Annotated in this window: 12 protein-coding genes; 9 read left to right on the forward strand and 3 right to left on the reverse strand. The window is 68.1% G+C overall.

Annotation, left to right across the window (positions count from 1 at the left end):
- Positions 1-10 precede the first annotated feature (10 nt).
- Together QSJ95_RS07665 and QSJ95_RS07670 are read left to right on the forward strand one after the other, a co-directional pair.
- A complete protein-coding gene (locus QSJ95_RS07665; RefSeq protein ID WP_285641291.1) occupies positions 11-3,175 on the forward strand; it encodes an efflux RND transporter permease subunit in 3,165 nt (1,054 codons plus the stop codon).
- Between the two features lie 174 nt (positions 3,176-3,349).
- Complete coding sequence (locus QSJ95_RS07670) at positions 3,350-4,525, forward strand: multidrug effflux MFS transporter (protein WP_043273176.1); 1,176 nt, start codon at positions 3,350-3,352, stop codon at positions 4,523-4,525.
- 6 nt (positions 4,526-4,531) lie between these two features.
- On the opposite strand, the gene QSJ95_RS07675 is transcribed toward QSJ95_RS07670, so the two are convergent.
- The gene (locus tag QSJ95_RS07675; protein WP_285641294.1) at positions 4,532-4,711 is read right to left on the reverse strand and encodes a hypothetical protein; all 180 of its coding nucleotides are present in this window, start codon (positions 4,709-4,711) and stop codon (positions 4,532-4,534) included.
- Between the two features lie 259 nt (positions 4,712-4,970).
- Here QSJ95_RS07675 and QSJ95_RS07680 point away from each other — a divergent pair, with 259 nt between their 5' ends.
- Both QSJ95_RS07680 and QSJ95_RS07685 read left to right on the forward strand, forming a co-directional pair.
- A complete protein-coding gene (locus QSJ95_RS07680; RefSeq protein WP_285641344.1) occupies positions 4,971-6,866 on the forward strand; it encodes a propionyl-CoA synthetase in 1,896 nt (631 codons plus the stop codon).
- 653 nt (positions 6,867-7,519) lie between these two features.
- Positions 7,520-10,246 carry a winged helix-turn-helix domain-containing protein gene (locus QSJ95_RS07685; RefSeq protein ID WP_285641296.1) on the forward strand — a complete coding sequence of 909 codons (2,727 nt, stop codon included), beginning with the start codon at positions 7,520-7,522 and terminating at the stop codon, positions 10,244-10,246.
- Between the two features lie 328 nt (positions 10,247-10,574).
- Here QSJ95_RS07685 and QSJ95_RS07690 read toward each other — a convergent pair whose 3' ends face one another.
- The gene (locus QSJ95_RS07690; RefSeq protein ID WP_009616021.1) at positions 10,575-11,432 is read right to left on the reverse strand and encodes a hypothetical protein; all 858 of its coding nucleotides are present in this window, start codon (positions 11,430-11,432) and stop codon (positions 10,575-10,577) included.
- A 90-nt stretch (positions 11,433-11,522) separates the two neighbouring features.
- Here QSJ95_RS07690 and QSJ95_RS07695 point away from each other — a divergent pair, with 90 nt between their 5' ends.
- Together QSJ95_RS07695 and QSJ95_RS07700 are read left to right on the forward strand one after the other, a co-directional pair.
- Complete coding sequence (locus QSJ95_RS07695; RefSeq protein ID WP_285641300.1) at positions 11,523-12,185, forward strand: TetR/AcrR family transcriptional regulator; 663 nt, start codon at positions 11,523-11,525, stop codon at positions 12,183-12,185.
- Between the two features lie 69 nt (positions 12,186-12,254).
- Entirely contained in the window at positions 12,255-13,193 is a 939-nt protein-coding gene (locus tag QSJ95_RS07700) for an alpha/beta fold hydrolase (RefSeq protein WP_267853378.1), read from the forward strand.
- A 922-nt stretch (positions 13,194-14,115) separates the two neighbouring features.
- Here the strand turns inward: QSJ95_RS07700 and QSJ95_RS07705 are convergent.
- The gene (locus tag QSJ95_RS07705) at positions 14,116-14,955 is read right to left on the reverse strand and encodes a metal-dependent hydrolase (protein WP_043312670.1); all 840 of its coding nucleotides are present in this window, start codon (positions 14,953-14,955) and stop codon (positions 14,116-14,118) included.
- A 123-nt stretch (positions 14,956-15,078) separates the two neighbouring features.
- Between QSJ95_RS07705 and QSJ95_RS07710 the strand changes: the two genes are divergently transcribed.
- The 3 genes from QSJ95_RS07710 to QSJ95_RS07720 all read left to right on the forward strand — a co-directional run bounded on the left by QSJ95_RS07710 (position 15,079) and on the right by QSJ95_RS07720 (position 17,624).
- A complete protein-coding gene (locus QSJ95_RS07710) occupies positions 15,079-16,095 on the forward strand; it encodes an AraC family transcriptional regulator (protein ID WP_281686628.1) in 1,017 nt (338 codons plus the stop codon).
- A gap of 72 nt (positions 16,096-16,167) precedes the next feature.
- A complete protein-coding gene (locus QSJ95_RS07715; RefSeq protein WP_009616027.1) occupies positions 16,168-16,812 on the forward strand; it encodes an MBL fold metallo-hydrolase in 645 nt (214 codons plus the stop codon).
- An 83-nt stretch (positions 16,813-16,895) separates the two neighbouring features.
- On the forward strand, positions 16,896-17,624 hold the full coding sequence (locus tag QSJ95_RS07720; RefSeq protein ID WP_009616028.1) for a YiaD family glycine zipper/OmpA-like lipoprotein: 729 nt from the start codon (positions 16,896-16,898) through the stop codon (positions 17,622-17,624).
- The last annotated feature ends 552 nt before the right edge of the window (positions 17,625-18,176 follow it).

The raw sequence follows: 18,176 nt of genomic DNA on the forward strand, positions 1-18,176 counted from the left end.
AGCGGCCATCGTGATCTCGCGCTTCTTCATCGACCGCCCCGTGTTCGCCATGGTGATCTCCATCGTCATCCTGCTCGCGGGCCTGGCGGCCCTGCGCGCGCTGCCGGTGGCGCAGTACCCGGAGATCCTGCCGCCGCAGGTCTCGGTGACCGCCTCCTACCCCGGCGCCAGCTCGCAGGTCATCGCCGAGACCGTGGCGGCGCCGCTGGAACAGGAGATCAACGGCGTCGAGGGCATGATCTACCAGCTGTCCAACTCCGACAGCAGCGGCGCCATGAGCCTGACCGTGTACTTCAAGGTCGGCACCGACCCGGACCAGGCCACCATCAACGTCAACAACAAGGTCCAGGCCGCCCTGGCCAAGCTGCCGGAGGAAGTGCGCCGGCAGGGCGTGAAGGTGCAGAAGAAGTCCGCCGACATCCTCCAGGTGGTGACGCTGTTCTCCCCGGACGGCTCGCGCGACCCGGTGTTCATCAGCAACTACGCGCTGATCAACGTCATCGACGAGCTCAAGCGCCTCCCCGGCGTGGGCGACGTCACCCAGTTCGGCTCCAAGGACTACGCCATGCGCATCTGGCTGCGCCCGGACAAGCTGGCGCAGTACAACCTCACCCCCAGCGACGTGGTCGACGCCATCCGCGAGCAGAACTCGCAGTTCGCCGCCGGCAACTTCGGCAAGGAGCCGCTGAACACCCCGCAGGACTTCACCTACACGGTGAGCACCCAGGGCCGCTTCACCGACCCGAAGGAGTTCGAGGGCGTCATCCTGCGCACCGACAGCACCGGCGCCAGCCTGCGCCTGAAGGACGTCGCGCGCATCGAGCTGGGCGCCCAGGACTACTCGATGAAGACCACGCTGAACGGGCGGCTCAACGCTTCCTTCGGCGTCTACCTGCAGCCGGGGGCCAACGCCCTGGACACCGCCGAGGCCGTGGAAACCACCATGGAGCGGCTGGCCAAGCGCTTCCCCGAAGGCGTCGTCTACAAGATCCCCTACGACACCACCACCTTCGTCAAGGTATCCATCGAGGAGGTGGTGCACACCTTCTTCGAGGCTCTGGTGCTGGTGATGCTGGTGGTCTACATCTTCCTGCAGAACCTGCGCGCCACGCTGATCCCGGTGCTGGCCATCCCGGTGTCGCTGGTCGGCACCTTCGCCGGCATGTACCTGCTGGGCTTCTCCATCAACCTGCTGACGCTGTTCGGCATGGTGCTGGCCATCGGCATCGTGGTGGACGACGCCATCGTGGTGCTGGAGAACGTCGAGCGGGTGATGCGCACCGAGAAGCTGCCGCCGCGGGAGGCGGCGATCAAGGCCATGGAGGAGGTGACCGGGCCGATCGTCGCCATCGTCCTGGTGCTCTGCGCGGTGTTCGTCCCCGTGGGCTTCCTCGGCGGCCTGGCCGGGCAGATGTACCAGCAGTTCGCGATCACCATCGCGGTCTCGGTGGTGATCTCCGGGATAGTCGCGCTGACCCTCTCGCCGGCGCTCTGCGCGCTTATCCTCAAGCCCGAGCACAAGGAACCGGCGGCGCCGTTCCGCTGGTTCAACCGCATGTTCGACGCGGCCACCGCGGCCTACGGCGCCGGCGTGCAGTTCTTCCTCAAGCGCGTGCTCATCGGCCTGCTGGTGTTCGGCGGGATGATCGCGCTGATGCTGCTGCTGTTCGGCCGGGTGCCCGGCTCGCTGGTGCCCGACGAGGACCAGGGCTACGTGATCAACGCCTACATGCTGCCGCCGGCGGCCTCGCTGTCGCGCACCGAGGCGCTCACCGACGCCGTCTCGCAGCAGCTGGAGAAGCACCCGGCGGTGCAGGACGTGCTGACCTTCGCCGGCCTGAACATCCTCACCAACGCCAACACCACCAGCGCCGGAGTGTCCTTCGTCACCCTCAAGGACTGGAAGGAGCGCGAGACCCCCGAGCTGGACGCGCGCAACCTCACGCGCACCTTCATGGCCATGGGCGCCAGGCAGCAGGATGGCGTGGTGATGAGCTTCAACCCGCCGCCGATCACCGGCATGAGCACCACCGGCGGCTTCGAGGCGTACATCCAGGACCGTAGCGGCGGCACCTCCGCGCAGCTCGAACAGATGGTGCAGAAGTTCATGGCGGCGGCGGCCAAGCGCCCGGAACTGGCCGGGGTGACCAGCACCTTCAACGCCAACGTGCCGCAGTACTTCATCAACCTCGACCGCACCAAGGCGCGTTCGCTGGGGGTAGCCATCAACGATGTGTTCACCGCCATGCAGGCGACCTTCGGCGCCTACTACGTCAACGACTTCACCCTCTACGGGCGGACCTGGAAGGTCAACCTGCAGTCCGAGTCGGACTTCCGCCGCAAGCCCGAGGACCTGACCCAGGTGTACGTGCGCTCCTCCAGCGGCGACCTGGTGCCGCTGTCGGCCCTGGTCAGCGTGCAGCGCACCCTCGGCCCGGATTCCTACGCGCGCTTCAACGTGTTCCCCGCGGCCAAGCTGCTCGGCGGCCCGGCGCCGGGCTACAGCTCCGGCCAGGCCCTGGCGGCGATGCAGGAAGTGGCCGACCAGACCCTCGGCGACAGCTACTTCCTCACCTGGATCGGCTCGGCCTACCAGGAGCTGGAGACCCAGGGCTCGGGCAGCACGGCGTTCGTCTTCGGCCTGATCCTGGTGTTCCTCATCCTCGCCGCCCAGTACGAGCGCTGGACCCTGCCGCTGGCGGTGGTCACCGCGGTGCCCTTCGCGGTGTTCGGCGCCATCCTCGCCATCTGGCTGCGCGGGCTGAGCAACGACGTGTACTTCCAGGTCGGCCTGGTGACGCTGATCGGCCTGGCGGCGAAGAACGCCATCCTGATCATCGAGTTCGCCGTGATGGTCCGCGAGGAGCAGGGGCTGAGCCCGCTGCAGGCGGCGCTGGAGGCGGCCAAACTGCGCTTCCGGCCGATCGTCATGACCTCCCTGGCGTTCATCCTCGGCGTGGTGCCGCTGGCCATCAGCAGCGGCGCCGGCTCGGCCAGCCGCCATTCGATCGGCACCGGGGTGATCGGCGGCATGCTCGCGGCCACCGTGCTGGCGACCTTCCTCATCCCGATGTTCTACATGCTGGTGGAATCGGCCGCCGAACGCCTGGGCAAGCGCAAGACCAAGGCCCAGCCGGCTGCCGAAGCGGCCCAGGGGGAGGGGCCGGCGCACTGACGGGTACGGGCGCCGGCCGCCTGGTCGGCGCCTGAAGCCAACTCGCAAATTTCCTCTTCCGGCCCTGCCCCGGGGCCGGCGAATTGATATGCTTGCCGGCGTTTCGTTAGCCTGCTTGCAATTCTTGCCCGAATCTTTCCAGGCCCCGTCAGGCGACGGGGCCAACGGTGTTCCATGACCTTTCGCATCCTGCTGATCCTCGGCGCGCTGAGCGCCTTCGGCCCCATGGCCATCGACTTCTACCTGCCCAGCTTCCCGGCGTTGGCCGCAGCCTTCGGCACCGACGTCGAGCACATCCAGCTGAGCCTGTCGGCCTACTTCGCCGGCCTGGCCATCGGCCAACTGCTCTACGGCCCGCTGGCCGACCGCTACGGCCGGCGCCTGCCGCTGCTGCTGGGGGTGATCATCTTCACCGCGGCCTCGCTGGCCTGCGCCTTCGCGCCGGACCTGCACTGGCTGATCGGCGCGCGCTTCGTCCAGGCCCTGGGCGGCTGCGCCGGCATGGTCATCTCGCGGGCGGTGGTGCGCGACCTGTGCGATGCGGTGGCGGCGGCCAAGGCCTTCTCGCAGCTGATGCTGGTGATGGGCCTGGCGCCGATCCTCGCGCCCCTGGGCGGCGGCGCGCTGCTGGGGCTGTTCGGCTGGCAGTCGATCTTCCTCTGCCTGGTGGCGTTCAGCGCCGTGGCCGGCAGCGCCATCGCCCTGTGGCTGCCCGAGACCATCCCCGCCGGCCCGCGGCCGCCGCTGTCCGGCGCCCTGGGGGAATATCGCCGGCTGCTGGGCGAGCGCGCCTTCCTCTGCTATGCGCTGACCGGCGGCGTGGCCATCGCCGGGATGTTCGCCTACATCGCCGGCTCGCCCTTCGTGTTCATCCAGCTCTACCAGGTGCCGGCGGAACACTACGGCTGGATCTTCGGCAGCAACGCCGCCGGCTTCATCCTCATGGCCCAGGTCAACGCGCGGCTGCTGCGCTACCGCGGGCCGGGGTTCTGGCTGCGCCGCGCGGTGTGGGTGTACTTCTTCTGCGGCCTGGCGCTGCTGGCGGTCACCCTGTACCGCCCGGAACACCTGTGGCCGCTGCTGATGCCGCTGTTCGGCGCCATCGCCAGCCTGGGCTTCCTGCTGCCCAACTCCTCGGCCTGCGCCATGGCCGGGCAGGGCAGCCACGCCGGCAGCGCCTCGGCGCTGATGGGCAGCCTGCAGTTCACGGTGGCGGCGGCTGCCTCGGCGCTGGTCGGGGTGCTGCACGACGGCAGCGCGCTGCCCATGGCGCTGGTGATCACGACCTGCGGCGGCTGCGCGGCGCTGCTGGGCTGGTACACCGGGCAGATCAGCGAGCGCAGCGTCTGAGGCGCTTCAGGTGGCCAGCGGCTGCTCCGTGCGCGGCAGCGCGTGGGGCGCGCGCAGGCGGGCCTCCAGGGTGCTGACGAAGTGCCGCGCCTCCTGCTCGTTGCGGAAGTCCACGGCGAACTGATCGAGGCAGACCTGCCAGCGCTTGCCCTGGGCGCCGGCCGACGGACGAACGAGTATGTGCATGGCGCGACACCCGTGTCTGTGTTGGGGGAAGCTGAGTGTAGTTCCGCCAGCCGCGCTGTCCGGAGTGACTCGACAATCGGCGCCGGGCCTCGCTGACCTGGGCGACGCTGTGCCCGCTGCCAGGGCAGCCGGTTCGGCCGCGGGGCGCGGTCTCCCGGGAAGGCGCCGCCGGCTTACGACCAAAGGTTGATGGCGGCTCCCCGCGGCCTGTCCATACTCGTTATTCGACCTCGATAAAAACAATTCAGAGGGTCAGATGATGAATTACCGGCAATCCCATGCCCGCTCCATTGCGGACCCTGCCGCCTTCTGGGCCGAACAGGCCGAGGCCGTGGCCTGGTACCAGCGCCCGCGCAACATCCTCGAAACTCTCCCCGACGGCAGCCACCGCTGGTTCGCCGATGGCCGCCTGAACAGCTGCTACCTGGCCCTCGACCGGCAGATCGCCCTGGGCCGCGGCGAGCAGGCGGCGCTGATCTACGACTCCCCGGTCACCGGCGTGCAGCAGCGCTACAGCTTCCGCGAGCTGCGCGACGAAGTGGCGCGCCTGGCCGGCGCCCTGCGCGCCCTGGGCGTGGGCAAGGGCGACGGGGTGATCATCTACATGCCCATGGTGCCCCAGGCGGCCATGGCCATGCTGGCCTGCGCGCGCATCGGCGCGGTGCACTCGGTGGTGTTCGGCGGCTTCGCCCCCTACGAGCTGGCGCTGCGCATCGACGACGCCAAGCCAAAACTGATCCTCACCGCCTCCTGCGGCCTGGAGTTCGAGCGCGTCATCGAATACAAGCCGCTGGTGGACAAGGCCCTGGAACTGGCCCTGCACCAGCCGGCCCAGGTGCTGGTCTGGCAGCGCCCGCAGGCGATGGCCGAGCTGCACGCCGGGCGCGACCTGGACTGGCGCGAGACGGTGGCCCACGCCGAGCCGGCCGACCCGGTGGAGGTGGCCAGCGGCGACCCGCTGTACATCATGTACACCTCCGGCACCACCGGTAAGCCCAAGGGCATAGTGCGCGACAACGGCGGCCACGCGGTGGCCCTGCACTACACGCTGCCGACCATCTTCGGCATGCAGCCGGGCGACGTCTGGTGGGGCATCTCCGACGTCGGCTGGGTGGTCGGCCACTCGTTGATCGTCTACGGTCCGCTGATGAACGGCTGCACCACGCTGTTCTACGAGGGCAAGCCGGTGCGCACGCCGGACGCCGGCAGCTACTGGCGGGTGATCGAGGAACACAAGGTCAACGCGCTGTTCTGCGCGCCAACGGCGATCCGCGCGATCCGCAAGGAAGACCCCAACGGCGAGCTGCTCAAGCGCTACGACCTGGGCTCGCTGCGCCAACTGTTCCTCGCCGGCGAGAAGCTCGACAGCAGCACCCACCAGTGGCTGGAGGAACTGACCGGCAAGCCGGTGTTCGACCACTGGTGGCAGACCGAGACCGGCTGGCCGGTGACCGCGCCCTGCACCGGGCTGGGTTGTCAGGAGCAGCGCGCCGGTTCGAGCAACCTGGCGGTGCCCGGCTACAACGTGCAGGTGGTGGACGAGGAGGGGCGCCTGCTGGCGCCGGGGCAGACCGGCTCGATCGTCATCGGCCTGCCGCTGCCGCCCGGCTGCGCGCAGACCCTCTGGAACGACCACCCACGCTACCTCAGCGCCTACCTGCGGGCCTTCCCCGGCTACTACCACACCGGCGACGGCGGCTTCATCGACGAGGACGGCTTCGTCCACATCATGGGCCGCACCGACGACGTGATAAACGTCTCCGGCCACCGCCTGTCCACCGGCGAGATGGAAGAGCTGCTGGCGCTGCACGACGCGGTGGCCGAATGCGCGGTGATCGCCGTGCAGGACCCGCTCAAGGGCCACGTGCCGCTGGGCCTGGTGGTGCTCAAGGACGACGCGCGCGTCACCGAGGAGCAACTGCAGCGCGAACTGGTGGCGCTGGTCCGCGAGCGCATCGGCGCGCTGGCCTGCTTCCAGCGCGCGGTGGTGGTCAAGCGCCTGCCCAAGACGCGCTCGGGCAAGATCCTCCGCGCCGTGCTGCGCAAGATCGCCGACGGCGAGGACTACGCGCCGCCGTCCACCATCGACGACCCGGCCATCCTCGACGAAATCGCCGCCCGCCTGCAGGCCGTGGGCCTCGCCCGGGCCAGCTGAACCCACGCGCCGGCCTGCGGGCCGGCTTTCCTCCAGGGCCGCGTTGCGGCCCTTTTTTTGTCCATCTGCAGGAGCGGGCCCTGCCCGCGATTTCGCGCGCAGGGCGCGCTCCTACAGGGGAACGGCGCAGGTGGAGCAGCGTAGGCGGATCTCATCCGCGATCCGCGCCGATATGCCCGGCCATCGCGGACAAGGTCCGCTCCTACGCCCGTGCCATCCTGGAATTGTAGGAGCGGGCCCTGCCCGCGATTTCGCGCGCAGGGCGCGCTCCTACAGGGGAACGGCGTAGGTGGGGCAGCGTAGGAGCGGATCTCATCCACGATCCGCGCCGATATGCCCGGCCATCGCGGACAAGGTCCGCTCCTACGAAGAACACCTCGGTGCGGCCAATGCATAGGCCTGCCAGCCCTCAGAAAACCGCGAACCCCGTTACCTTTCCGATGATTGGCGGATATTCCGGCTGTGAATACGGAATCCGCTGCCGATACAGAAGAGGATGTTCCGTCGGAATATGTCGTATTTATCTGAGAATGCTGAATTATTTAGTGGCAAAACGCCGGGTTATGTAACAAATTCGGCTTCAAATAGCCCGGTCGAGCTACTAGGCTCGGCTACGAAGGATCTCCCATAAGAACTAGAGCAAGCGCCAGGGCATGACCGACTTCTCGACTCTGCCACTCCCGCCGGAGAACGCCAGCCCGCCAGGCGGCAGCCGCTTCTATCGGCCGCCGCTGCCCGCCGGCTACGTCAGCCGCGCGCGGCTGTGCCAGCGCATGGGCGCGGGCCTGGGTGGGCGCCTGCTGCTGCTTTCGGCCCCGGCCGGGTTCGGCAAGAGTTCCCTGGCCATCGAGTTCTGCGAATCCCTGGCGCCGCACTGGCGCAGCCTGTGGCTGGGCCTGAGCGCGCGGGACAGCGACCCGGGGCGCTTCCTCGAACGCCTGCTCGACGGGCTGCGCCTGTACCTGCCCAACCTCGGCGACGACGCCATGGCGGTGCTGAAGATGCGCCAGCGCCACCAGCCGTTCGCCTTCGAGGCCTGGCTCGACGACCTGCTCGACGAACTGGCCGAGCGCCTGTCCGCCGAGGCGCCGCTGCTGCTGGTGCTGGACGACTACCACCTGGCCCAGGGCGCGGTGCTCGACCGCTGCCTGCAATTCCTCCTCAACCACCAGCCGCCCGGCCTGGTGCTGCTGGTCACCAGCCGCCAGCGCCCGGACTGGCACCTGGCGCGCCTGCGCCTGTCGCGCCAGCTGCTGGAGCTCAGCGAGCAGGACCTGCGCCTGACCGCCGAGGAAACCGCCGCCCTGGTCTCGGCCAGCGGCACCCCGGCCAGCGAGGCGCTGGTCGAGCGCCTGATCGAACGCAGCGAAGGCTGGATCGCCGGCCTGCGCCTGTGGCTGCTGGCCCATCCCGAGGGCCTCGGCGGGCAGGGCTGCGACGCGCCGCTGAACGGCACCGAGGAACTGATCCGCGACTATTTGCTGGAAGAGGTGATCGACAAGCAGCCGCCGGAGGTCCAGGCCTTCCTGCTGCAGACGGCGCGCTTCGAGCGCTTCTGCGGCGAGCTGTGCGACGCCCTGCGCGACAGCCACGACAGCGCCGCCATCCTGCGCCACCTGCAGCGGCACCAGGTGTTCCTGGTGCCGCTGGACGAGCAGGGCCAGTGGTTCCGCTACCACCACCTGTTCTCCGACCTGCTGCTGGCCCGCGAACTGCCGGCCGACGGCCCCTCGGCGGGCTCGCTGCACCTGCGCGCCTGCCGCTGGTTCAGCTCTCGCGGGCTGCTCGACGAGGCGGTGGACCAGGCCCTGCGCGCCGGCCACCCGGAAGTGGCGGCCAGCCTGGTGCAGAGCCTGTCGGAAGAACAACTGCTGGCCGAGCAGAACGTCGCCACCCTGCTGCGCTGGAAGATGGACCTGCCCGACAGCCTGCTGGCGAGCACGCCGCGGCTGATCGTGCTGTACAGCTGGGCCCTGGCCCTGGCCTGCCAACTGGACGCCGCCGAGGAACTGGGCGCTCAGCTGGCGCGCTTCCTGCCCGCCGCCGACGCCGCCACCCAGGCCGACCTGCTGGCCCAGTGGCAGGCCCTGGCCGGCATCATCGCCCGCGGCCGCGGCGACATCGAAGGCGCCGAACGGCATTGCGCCGAAGCCCTGGCGCAGCTCCCGATGGAGCGCTCCGGGCCGCGCCTGATGTGCCTGTCGAGCCTGGCCAACCTGGCCATCGTGCGCGGCGACTCCTGGGGCGCCCGCGGGCTCAACCGCGAGGCCCTGGAGCTGGCGCAGCGCTTCGGCAACCCCTTGCTGGAAGCGCTGGTGCACTACGACCGCGCCCGCGGCCTGCAGGCCCGCGGCGAGGTCCTGCGCGCCAGCGAGGAACTGGAACAGGGCCTGGCGCGCCTGGCTGGGCAACCGGCGCACCGGCGCTACGCCGTGCGTGGCCGGCTGCTGATCTACCAGGGCTACCTGCGCGGCCTGGGCCTGCAAGGCGACGAGGCGCGGCAGAAACTGCGCGCCGGCATCGAGGAGGCCCGCGCCTGCCGCGACGTCAGCCTGGTGATCGGCTACTGCGCGCTGGCCGGCCTGGAAGGGCGCCAGGGCAACTACACCCAGGCCTTCGCCCAACTGGCCGAGGCCGAACGGCTGATGCACGTGTGGGACGTGCCGCCGGTCTACTACCTGTCGGTCATCACCCTGGTCAAATGCGAGCTGTGGCTGGCCCAGGGGCAACTGGAGCTGGCCTCGGCCTGGCTGGAGCGCCTGGGGGAAACCTATTCGGGGGCCAACCCGGCGACACCGCCGGAGTGCCACCCGCAACTGCCGTACTACATCGAACTGCTGCAGGCGCAACTGGCCCGCCGCGAGGAGCGCCCGGCCGAGGCCGAGCGCCGCCTGCGCACGCTGATCGCCGCGGCTCAGCCGGCCGGGGCGCAGATGCCGGCGCGCCTGGCCCAGGCGCAACTGGCTGGCCTGCTGTTGCAGCAAGGCCGCGAACGCGAGGCCCGCGAAGCGCTGGACGCCTGCCTGCAAGGCGCCGTCGGCGGGGCGCTGCTGCCCTTGCAGGAGCTGCTGGCCCAGGAGCCGGACTGGCTGCGCGAGCAACTGGAGCAGCGCGCGCCCTGTCCATTGCAACGCCTGCTGCTGCAACGCCTGCCGGCCCAGGCGGAACGCCCGGCCACCCTCGCCGACGGCCTCAGCGGCCGCGAGCTGGCGGTGCTGGAGCTGATCGCCCAGGGCCTGTCCAACCAGGAAATCAGCGAGCGCCTGTTCATCTCGCTGCATACCGTGAAGAGCCATGCGCGGCACATCAACGACAAGCTTGGGGTGGAAAGGCGCACCCAGGCGGTGGCCCGGGCGAAGGTGTTGGGGTTGTTGCGTTAGCTTGGTTGCTTGGCTCTTCGTAGGAGCGAGCTTGCTCGCGAACGGGATTTACCGGCAGCAGCTGTGTTTCGGATCGACTCCGTTCCCTCTCCCCAGCCCTCTCCCTGAAGGGAGAGGGGGCTAGACCGTGCCGAGAGAAGGAATAGTTTTAGCCGGAAACCACCGCGCCTGCCGGCTGACTCGGGAAAACCAGACCACGCCGAACGGTCCCCTCTCCCTTCAGGGAGAGGGTTAGGGAGAGGGCGCTCTTCAAGGCCAGCACCGAAGCCAACGGCAGAACACATTCGCGAGCAAGCCCGCTCCTACGAAGAGCTGCGATCCGCGCTATTTATTCCTTCGGCGGACTCAAATCCAACGCCTTCGGCGCCGGCGCGCCCTTCGCCGGCTTGGCCAGCTGGCGCTGCACGTCGGCCTGGATGCCCTGCAGCACCGGCAGCAGCTCGCGCATGTTTTCCCGCACTTCCGGGTAGGGATGCTTGTCGGCGAACGCCTGCACCCGCGCCAGCAACTGGCCGCGGGTTTCGCCGGGCAGGTGGATGAACAGCTCCGGCAACTGCTTGGCCAGTTCGGCGCTGTACAGCACCAGGTCCTGGCGCTCGAACTGCGCGGTCAGGTCCAGGTAGTCCAGGGCGCTGCTGGTCAGCATCGCCGCGGCGGCCTTGGCTTCCTGCATGCCCTTCAGGCGCACCGGGTTGCGCTGTTCGCTCTGCGCCAGGGTCATCCAGAATTCCACCGTCAGGTTGAACAGGATGGCCTGCTCGCGCAGCGAATAGCTCATCAGGCCCAGGGCTTCTGCGCCGTAGGGCTGCTTGGCGGCGCGGAAGTCGAAGTACAGGCGCATCAGCTCCTTGAGCTTGAACAGCACCTCGCGCGCCTCGTTCTGGCGCAGCTCCAGCGGCGCGTAGATGTTCATCTGCGGGCGGAAGTTCTCCTCGCTGACCATGCGCTGGTAGATCGGCCCGGTGAATTCGCCGCTGCGCCGCGGCAGGCTGTTGGCCTGGGTTTCCTCGATCTTCTTCAGCGCGTCGATCAGTTGCTGGTAGTCCTCGCTGGTCCAGGTGCGCTGGATGTCCGGGATGCGCTGGCCGAGGTAGAACAGCTCGTTGCCGGCGGCCGCGGCGGGGCGGCAGACGACCAGCAAAAGGATGGCCAGCGGCCACAGCAGGCGGCGTGTTAGGGTCGGCACGAACGGGCTTTCCTTGCGCGGGAGCGGTCGGCCTAGGTTAGCGACGGGCGGGGCCGGCGTCACCCCGCGCCTTGGTTGGGTGGAGGTGGCATGACGATCCAGGAATCCGGCGCGGTGCTGGCGGTGTTCGAGGACCTCGGCGGCTACGGCGCCCTGGCGCGCCAGGAGGGCAGCGGCGAGGGGCCGCTGGTCAACCACCTGCAGCGCGCCAACATCCAGTTGGCGAGCATCCCGGTGTTCGTCGCCAAGGGCCTGGCCGAGACTACGGTGAACGACCTGCTGGCGGCGGCCGGCGTCTCGCGGCGCACCTTCTACAAGTACTTCGACGGCAAGCTCGACGTGCTCGAAGGCATCTACCGCACCGCCGTGCAGCTGCTGCTGATGCGCTTCCGCGAGATGCGCACCGCCACCGGCAGCAGCGAGGCCTGGCTGCGCGCCATGGTCGCGCGCTTCTTCGACTACCACCAGGCGGTGGGGCCGATCATCCGCCTGATGCACGAGGAAGCGTTACGCTCCGACTCACCCCTGGCCGCGTACCGTCGCCAGGCGTTGCACGAGTTGCAGGCGCTGCTGGAGGAACGTTTCGTCGGCGAGGGCGTCAAGCATGCGCCCCTGACCTACCAGGCGCTGCTCTGGGCCCTGGAGGCGGCCTCCCACGAACTGCTCGGCGGCGCCGTGCGGCCCGACCTGGAAGAGGTCAAGCGGGTGCTCGGCGACCTGCTGGTCGACAGCCTCTGCAAGCGCACTACCTAGGTTGGGCGCAACGCGTTGGGGTGCTGTGCTCTGATCGGGCATCGACAACAACGCGCACCGGAGTGCCCCATGTCCGCAACCTACAGCCTGCAACCGCCGCTGGCGGCCGGCTTCGCCCGCCTGGGCTTCGGCGCCCTGCCGCTGGAAGCCCTGATCGACCGCTACGCGCCGGCCGAAGCCGGTTCGCGCTTCATCGAGGTGGACGGCTTCCCGATCCACTACCGCGACGAGGGCGGCCGCGACAAGCCGGTGCTGGTGCTGGTGCACGGGGTGATGGCGTCGCTGCACACCTGGGACGGCTGGGTGGCCGAGATGGCCCGGCACTTCCGCATCGTCCGCCTCGACGTGCCCGGCTTCGGCCTCACCGGCGGCGGCCGCGACCGCGACTACAGCGGCGAGCGCCTGGTGAAGGTGTTCGGCCTGTTCCTCGAACGCCTGGGGCTGGACAGGGTGTCCATCGCCGGCAACTCCCTGGGCGGCTACATCGCCTGGAACTACGCCCTGGCCCAGCCGCACAGGGTGGAGCGGCTGATCCTGGTCGACCCGGCCGGCTACCACATGCAGAAGGTGCCGCTGATGATCGCCAGCGCCGCGCTGCCCGGCGCCGGCCTGCTGATGCCGGCCTGGATGCCGCGCGCCCTGGTGGCCCAGGGGATCAGGGAGGTCTACGGCAACCCGCAGCGCATCCAGCCCGGGGTGGTCGACCGCTACTACGACATCAGCCGCCGCCCGGGCAACCGCCGCGCCATGATCGACATCTTCCGCGTGCTGGTGAAGGCCAACCGCGAGGAACTGCCGGGCACCCCGGCGCGGGTGGCGCAGCTCAAGGTGCCGACGCTGCTGATGTGGGGCGAGCGCGACCGCTGGATCTCGCCGAAGCACGTGCCGCTGTGGCAGCGGGACCTGCCAGGCATCCAGGTGAAAACTTATCCCGGGGTGGGCCACATTCCCATGGAGGAAATCCCGCAGCAGACGGCGGCGGATGCGTTGCGCTTCCTGCATGCCTGATCGGGCCTGCGATGAAAAAGCCCCGGTTCGGCGGTAATGCTGTTCATTTAAGAAAGGATGCCGTTTCTCTGCCTGGGGAAACGGTATTTTTCATTTGGGGTTATGGCTTGGCTCGCGAAGCTTGCCCCACTCCGGCCTTAACCTCGTCATTGCCGCGAACAATACTAATAACCCAGTTGCCTTGGCTTGGGTGTTTCTGCGCCGCACCGAGTTTGCCCGACCGTCTTGTTTCGCCCCCTCGGGCGAGTCCCTTTTGTCAAACGCCACAAAAGGAACCAAAAAGGCTTGCCCCGACATACGGGCCCGACACAGTCGGGCTACCCTCGCGAATTCCCCCGCCACGGAGGCCCGCCCCGAGGGTACGTCCCTGTAGCCCATCGGGGCTCTCGCGACATCCATGTCGCATGACCTCCTGAGCGCCGGTTTCGTTCGGCCTTCTGAAGGGGCGTTCCGGTGCGCTCGGGTATTTCTCTGGAAGTCCAAAAGCCAGAGCGAATGCGCTTTGGCTTTTCGTAGGAGCGAGCTTGCTCGCGAACCCAGGGTTCGCGTTCTCGGGAATGACGAGAGGAGGTAGGCGTTCCGGGATGACTCCGAACTCCCCGCACGCTCCGAACAGCCCCCTCTCCCTTTGGGAGAGGGCTGGGGTGAGGGAGCGAAGCCAGGCTGTCGCACCTTCGCTGAACCACCACCTATCGCTTAAGTGAACAGCATTACCGGTTCGCCGGGGCTTTTTCGTTGTGCAGGGGGAACGCCTTTCGTGCGGACCTGGACGCAGGCTGCGCCGAGGCGCTTTTCGTAGGATGGGTTGAGCCTGCGAAACCCATCGGGCCAGGGTGATGGGTATCGCTTCGCTCAACGCCATCCTACGAAAAGCCGTAACACCAACGCCCCGACGAGGCGGGGCGTTGTGGGAAAGCCGGAATCAACCCGCATGCGCCATCGGCTGCGGATCGTATTCCTTGCGCACCTGGTACAGCAGGTCAAGGTTGTCGTGCTGCCACGGGTGGAAGTCCTTGCGGAAGAAGTCGCGGTATTCGCGCAGCAGCGGGCGGAACACGCCGTCCTTGCCCCAGCTCCATTTCAGGCCGTCGCGCCAGACGCGCCAGTTCCACAGCAGGCCGTCGCGCTTGAGCATGTGCACCAGGCCGCGGAAGGTGTCGAGGACGAAGAAGAAGGTCGCCATCACCATCGCCCTGCGCAGCAGGCGGCGGCTGCCGCAGACCTGGTTGTAGACGTCGAAGGCCACCGCCTTGTGCTCGGTTTCCTCCAGCGCGTGCCAGCGCCACAGGCGTTGCATCACCGGCTCGGCGCCCTCCAGGGTGCGCGGGTTGGTGAGCAGGCCGTTGGCCATGATCGCGGTGATGTGCTCCAGCGCTGCGGTGGCCGCCAGCTGGCGGCGGGTGCTGAACTTCTTCTGGGTGTAGCGGATGCGCGCCTGGGCCAGTTTCTCGATGCGCGTGATGTCGTAGCCCTGGTCCTTCAGGCGCTGGCTGTACACCAGGTGCTCGCGGCTGTGGTGGCCTTCCTGGCCGATGAAGCCGCGGATCTGCTCCTTGAGCAGCGGGTCGGCGATCTGCTCGCGGAAGTTGCGCACCGAGTCGATGAAGAAGCGCTCGCCATCGGGGAAGAGCACCGACATGGCGTCGAACAGGTGCGACTTGAAGGCGTCCCCGCCGTGCCAGTGGCGCGGCAGCGGATCGGGCAGCTCGAAGTCCATGTGCCGTGGCTTGATTTCCAGTCCTGCGGGGGTCGTGCTGGCCATGACGGCTCCATTGTTGTGGGTTTCCATGGCACCGATCTTGGGCTTGCGGGGGAAGGCTCACAAGGTTATCTTCTGCCAACTTTCCGGTCATATCCGGCCAGCGGTCAGAATAAGAAGAAGCCCATGAAGCAACCGCTCAACTTCACCGCCGAACTGGTTCCCGTGGCCTACGCCCAGGCCCTGCTCGACCTCGCCGAGGAGCTCGGCGTGCCGCGCCAGCGCCTGTTCGAACTGGCCCGGGTGCGCCCTGAGGTGCTGCAAAGCCCGGTTGGGCGCCTGTCCTTCATTGACTTCAACCTGCTCGCCGGCGCCGCCCTGGCCAACTGCGGCGAGCCGGCCTTCGGCCTGCTGCTGGGCCAGCGCCTGAACGTCTCCACCCACGGCATCCTCGGTTACGCGGTGCTGTCCAGCGCCAACCTGGAAAAGGCCATCGACTTCGCCCTCAAGTACTACCGCGTGCTGGGCCTGGCCTACGACCTTGAGCGCGTCGAGGAGCAGGACCGCTCGCAGCTGCGCGCCAGCGAGTCGATCCCCCTGGGGCCCATGCAGCGCTTCGCTGGCGAGGGCCTGATGACCAGCCTGTACACCATCGCCCGCTTCCTGGTCGGCGAGCCGTTGCAGGGCGTGGAGGTCGGCTTCGCCTTCCCCGCGCCGCCCTACGCCGAGCGCTACACCGAGGTGTTCGGCGTGGCGGCGGCCTTCGACCAGCCGTTCCACTTCATCAGCCTGCCGCGGGAATACCTCAATCGCCCCATGGCCCTGGCCAACCCGGCCACGGTGCAGATGTGCGAGCAGCAGTGCGAGGCCTTGCTGGCCAGCCTGGACGTGCAGGAAGGCCTGCTCACCCGCATCCGTCGCCTGCTGCTGGCGCGCCCCGGCGAGTTCCCCGACCTGGACACCGCCGCCCGCGAGCTGCACACCAGCGGCCGCAGCCTGCGCCGGCACCTGTCCAGCCTGGGCACCACCTACCAGCAGGTGCTGGACGACGTGCGCAAGCGCCTGGCCCTGCAATACCTCACCACCACCCACCTGCCGCTGTACGAGATCGCCCTGCTGCTGGGCTTCAACGACCCGTCGAACTTCCGCCGGGCGTTCCGCAAGTGGACCGGCAAGCTGCCCACCGACTACCGCGCCGACTGAACACGGGGAGTTGAAGCGCAGCGGCTTTGCCGTCACCCTTGGCGTTTGTCGAAACCTGTCAGGAAATACCCCATGGACGCCGCCCAGCCCGCGCTGATCCGCGAAACCTTCCCCGTCGGCCCCCTGCAGTGCAACTGCACCATCATCGGCGACCCCGTGACGAAGAAGGCCATCGTGGTCGACCCGGGCGGCGACCACGAGCTGATCCTGCAGCGCCTCGACGCCCTGGGCCTGAAGGTCGTCAGCATCATCCACACCCATGCGCACCTGGACCACTTCCTCGCCTCCGGGCAGATGAAGGAGAAGACCGGCGCCACCCTGCACCTGCACCAGGGCGACCAGTTCCTCTGGGACAACCTGGAGATGCAGTGCCGCATGTTCGGCGTGCCCTACAAGCCGGTGCCTTCGCCGGACCAGTGGCTGCAGGACGACGAGGAACTGGCCTGCGGCTGCGGCGTGGCGCTGCACACCCCGGGGCACACGCCGGGCTCGATGAGCTTCTGGTTCCCCGGCGCCAGGCTGCTGATCGCCGGCGATACCCTATTCCGCCGCGGCATCGGCCGCACCGACCTGTGGGGCGGCGACTACGCCACCATCGAGCGCTCGATCAAACAGCGCCTGTACAGCCTGGACGAGGAGGCCACCGTGGTCACCGGCCACGGTCCGGACACGCGCCTGGGCGATGAAATGCGCGAGAATCCGTTCATTCGTGCTTAAGGTTGTTGTGGAATCTTTTGCACGTTCCAAGCTCTAACTTGCCGCCCGGGAAAGGGCGTATCGCTTTCAAGGAGTCCTCCTTCATGTTCACCGCACGTCGTCTGTCCATGGTCGCGGCCGTCACCGCCTTCGCTCTCATGGCCGGTTGCGCCTCGCAGAATCCCTATGACCCCAACACCCAGGTCCCCCAGGAGGGCGGCGTGAGCAAGACCGCCAAGTACGGCGGCCTGGGCGCGCTGGCCGGCGCCGTGGCCGGCGCGGCGATCAACCACGACAACCGCGGCAAGGGCGCGCTGATCGGCGCCGCGGTGGCCGGCATGGCCGGCGCCGGCTACGGCTACTACGCCGACAAGCAGGAAGCCCAGCTGCGCCAGCAGATGCAGGGCACCGGCGTGCAGGTGCAGCGCCAGGGCGATGACATCAAGCTGATCATGCCGGGCAACATCACCTTCGCCACCGATTCGGCGAACATCGCTCCGTCCTTCTACGCGCCGCTGAACAACCTGGCGAACTCCTTCAAGCAGTTCAACCAGAACAGCATCGAGATCGTCGGCTACACCGACAGCACCGGCAGCCGCCAGCACAACATGGACCTGTCGCAGCGCCGCGCGCAGAGCGTGGCGACCTACCTGACCTCGCAGGGCGTCGACGGCACCCGCGTGAGCACCCGCGGCATGGGGCCGGACCAGCCGATTGCCAGTAACTCCACTGCTGATGGTCGTGCGCAGAACCGTCGCGTCGAGGTGAACCTGAAGGCCCTGCCGGGGGCCCAGGGCACCGCGCCGCAGGGTGGTCAGCAGCAGTATCAGTAAGCGTTGCCTGGATGAAAAAAGCCCGCCGGTTCAGGCTGTGTGAAAACCTCCGGATCGGTCCAGCTGGTTAAAAAACAACCTGGATTTCGCGTTTCTACGCGGATTCTGGGTTGGCTGAATAGCCAAGCCTTTTCAGATTTCACGTAGGAACGCACTCTTCGAAGAGCCGCTCGGGTTTTCACACAGCCTGGGTTGGCGGGCTTTTTGTTGAGACAGGGGTATTGGTCGTGCCACCGGGACGTCCGGCGTGGTCGGCGCCCTACGCGGGGTTTGACCGTGACGTAGGGCGGATAACCGTTCGCGGTTATCCGCCGTTTCACCTTCACCACGACCCACGCCAAGGTCGAACCCGAAGTCGCCTCGGGCCAAGGCCAGACGGCGGATAACGCCGTAGGCGTTATGCGCCCTACGCCAGGCTTGACCGTGACGTAGGGCGGATAACCGTTCGCGGTTATCCGCCGCTTCACCTTCACCACAACCCGCGCCAAGCCCCGTAGGATGGGTTGAGCGAAGCGATACCCATCACCAGGGTTCGATGGGTATCGCAAGCTC

It is taken from the genome of Pseudomonas sp. NBRC 100443, assembly GCF_030268185.1.
Taxonomy (GTDB): domain Bacteria; phylum Pseudomonadota; class Gammaproteobacteria; order Pseudomonadales; family Pseudomonadaceae; genus Pseudomonas; species Pseudomonas citronellolis.

What these genes read in the sequence shown, in the direction of transcription:
- QSJ95_RS07670 (WP_043273176.1), top strand. Translation starts at nt 3,350, where the DNA reads ATGACCTTTCGCATCCTGCTGATCCTCGGCGCGCTGAGCGCCTTCGGC.
- QSJ95_RS07675 (WP_285641294.1), bottom strand. Translation starts at nt 4,711, where the DNA reads ATGCACATACTCGTTCGTCCGTCGGCCGGCGCCCAGGGCAAGCGCTGG.
- QSJ95_RS07680 (WP_285641344.1), top strand. Translation starts at nt 4,971, where the DNA reads ATGAATTACCGGCAATCCCATGCCCGCTCCATTGCGGACCCTGCCGCC.
- QSJ95_RS07685 (WP_285641296.1), top strand. Translation starts at nt 7,520, where the DNA reads ATGACCGACTTCTCGACTCTGCCACTCCCGCCGGAGAACGCCAGCCCG.
- QSJ95_RS07695 (WP_285641300.1), top strand. Translation starts at nt 11,523, where the DNA reads ATGACGATCCAGGAATCCGGCGCGGTGCTGGCGGTGTTCGAGGACCTC.
- QSJ95_RS07700 (WP_267853378.1), top strand. Translation starts at nt 12,255, where the DNA reads ATGTCCGCAACCTACAGCCTGCAACCGCCGCTGGCGGCCGGCTTCGCC.
- QSJ95_RS07705 (WP_043312670.1), bottom strand. Translation starts at nt 14,955, where the DNA reads ATGGCCAGCACGACCCCCGCAGGACTGGAAATCAAGCCACGGCACATG.
- QSJ95_RS07710 (WP_281686628.1), top strand. Translation starts at nt 15,079, where the DNA reads ATGAAGCAACCGCTCAACTTCACCGCCGAACTGGTTCCCGTGGCCTAC.
- QSJ95_RS07715 (WP_009616027.1), top strand. Translation starts at nt 16,168, where the DNA reads ATGGACGCCGCCCAGCCCGCGCTGATCCGCGAAACCTTCCCCGTCGGC.
- QSJ95_RS07720 (WP_009616028.1), top strand. Translation starts at nt 16,896, where the DNA reads ATGTTCACCGCACGTCGTCTGTCCATGGTCGCGGCCGTCACCGCCTTC.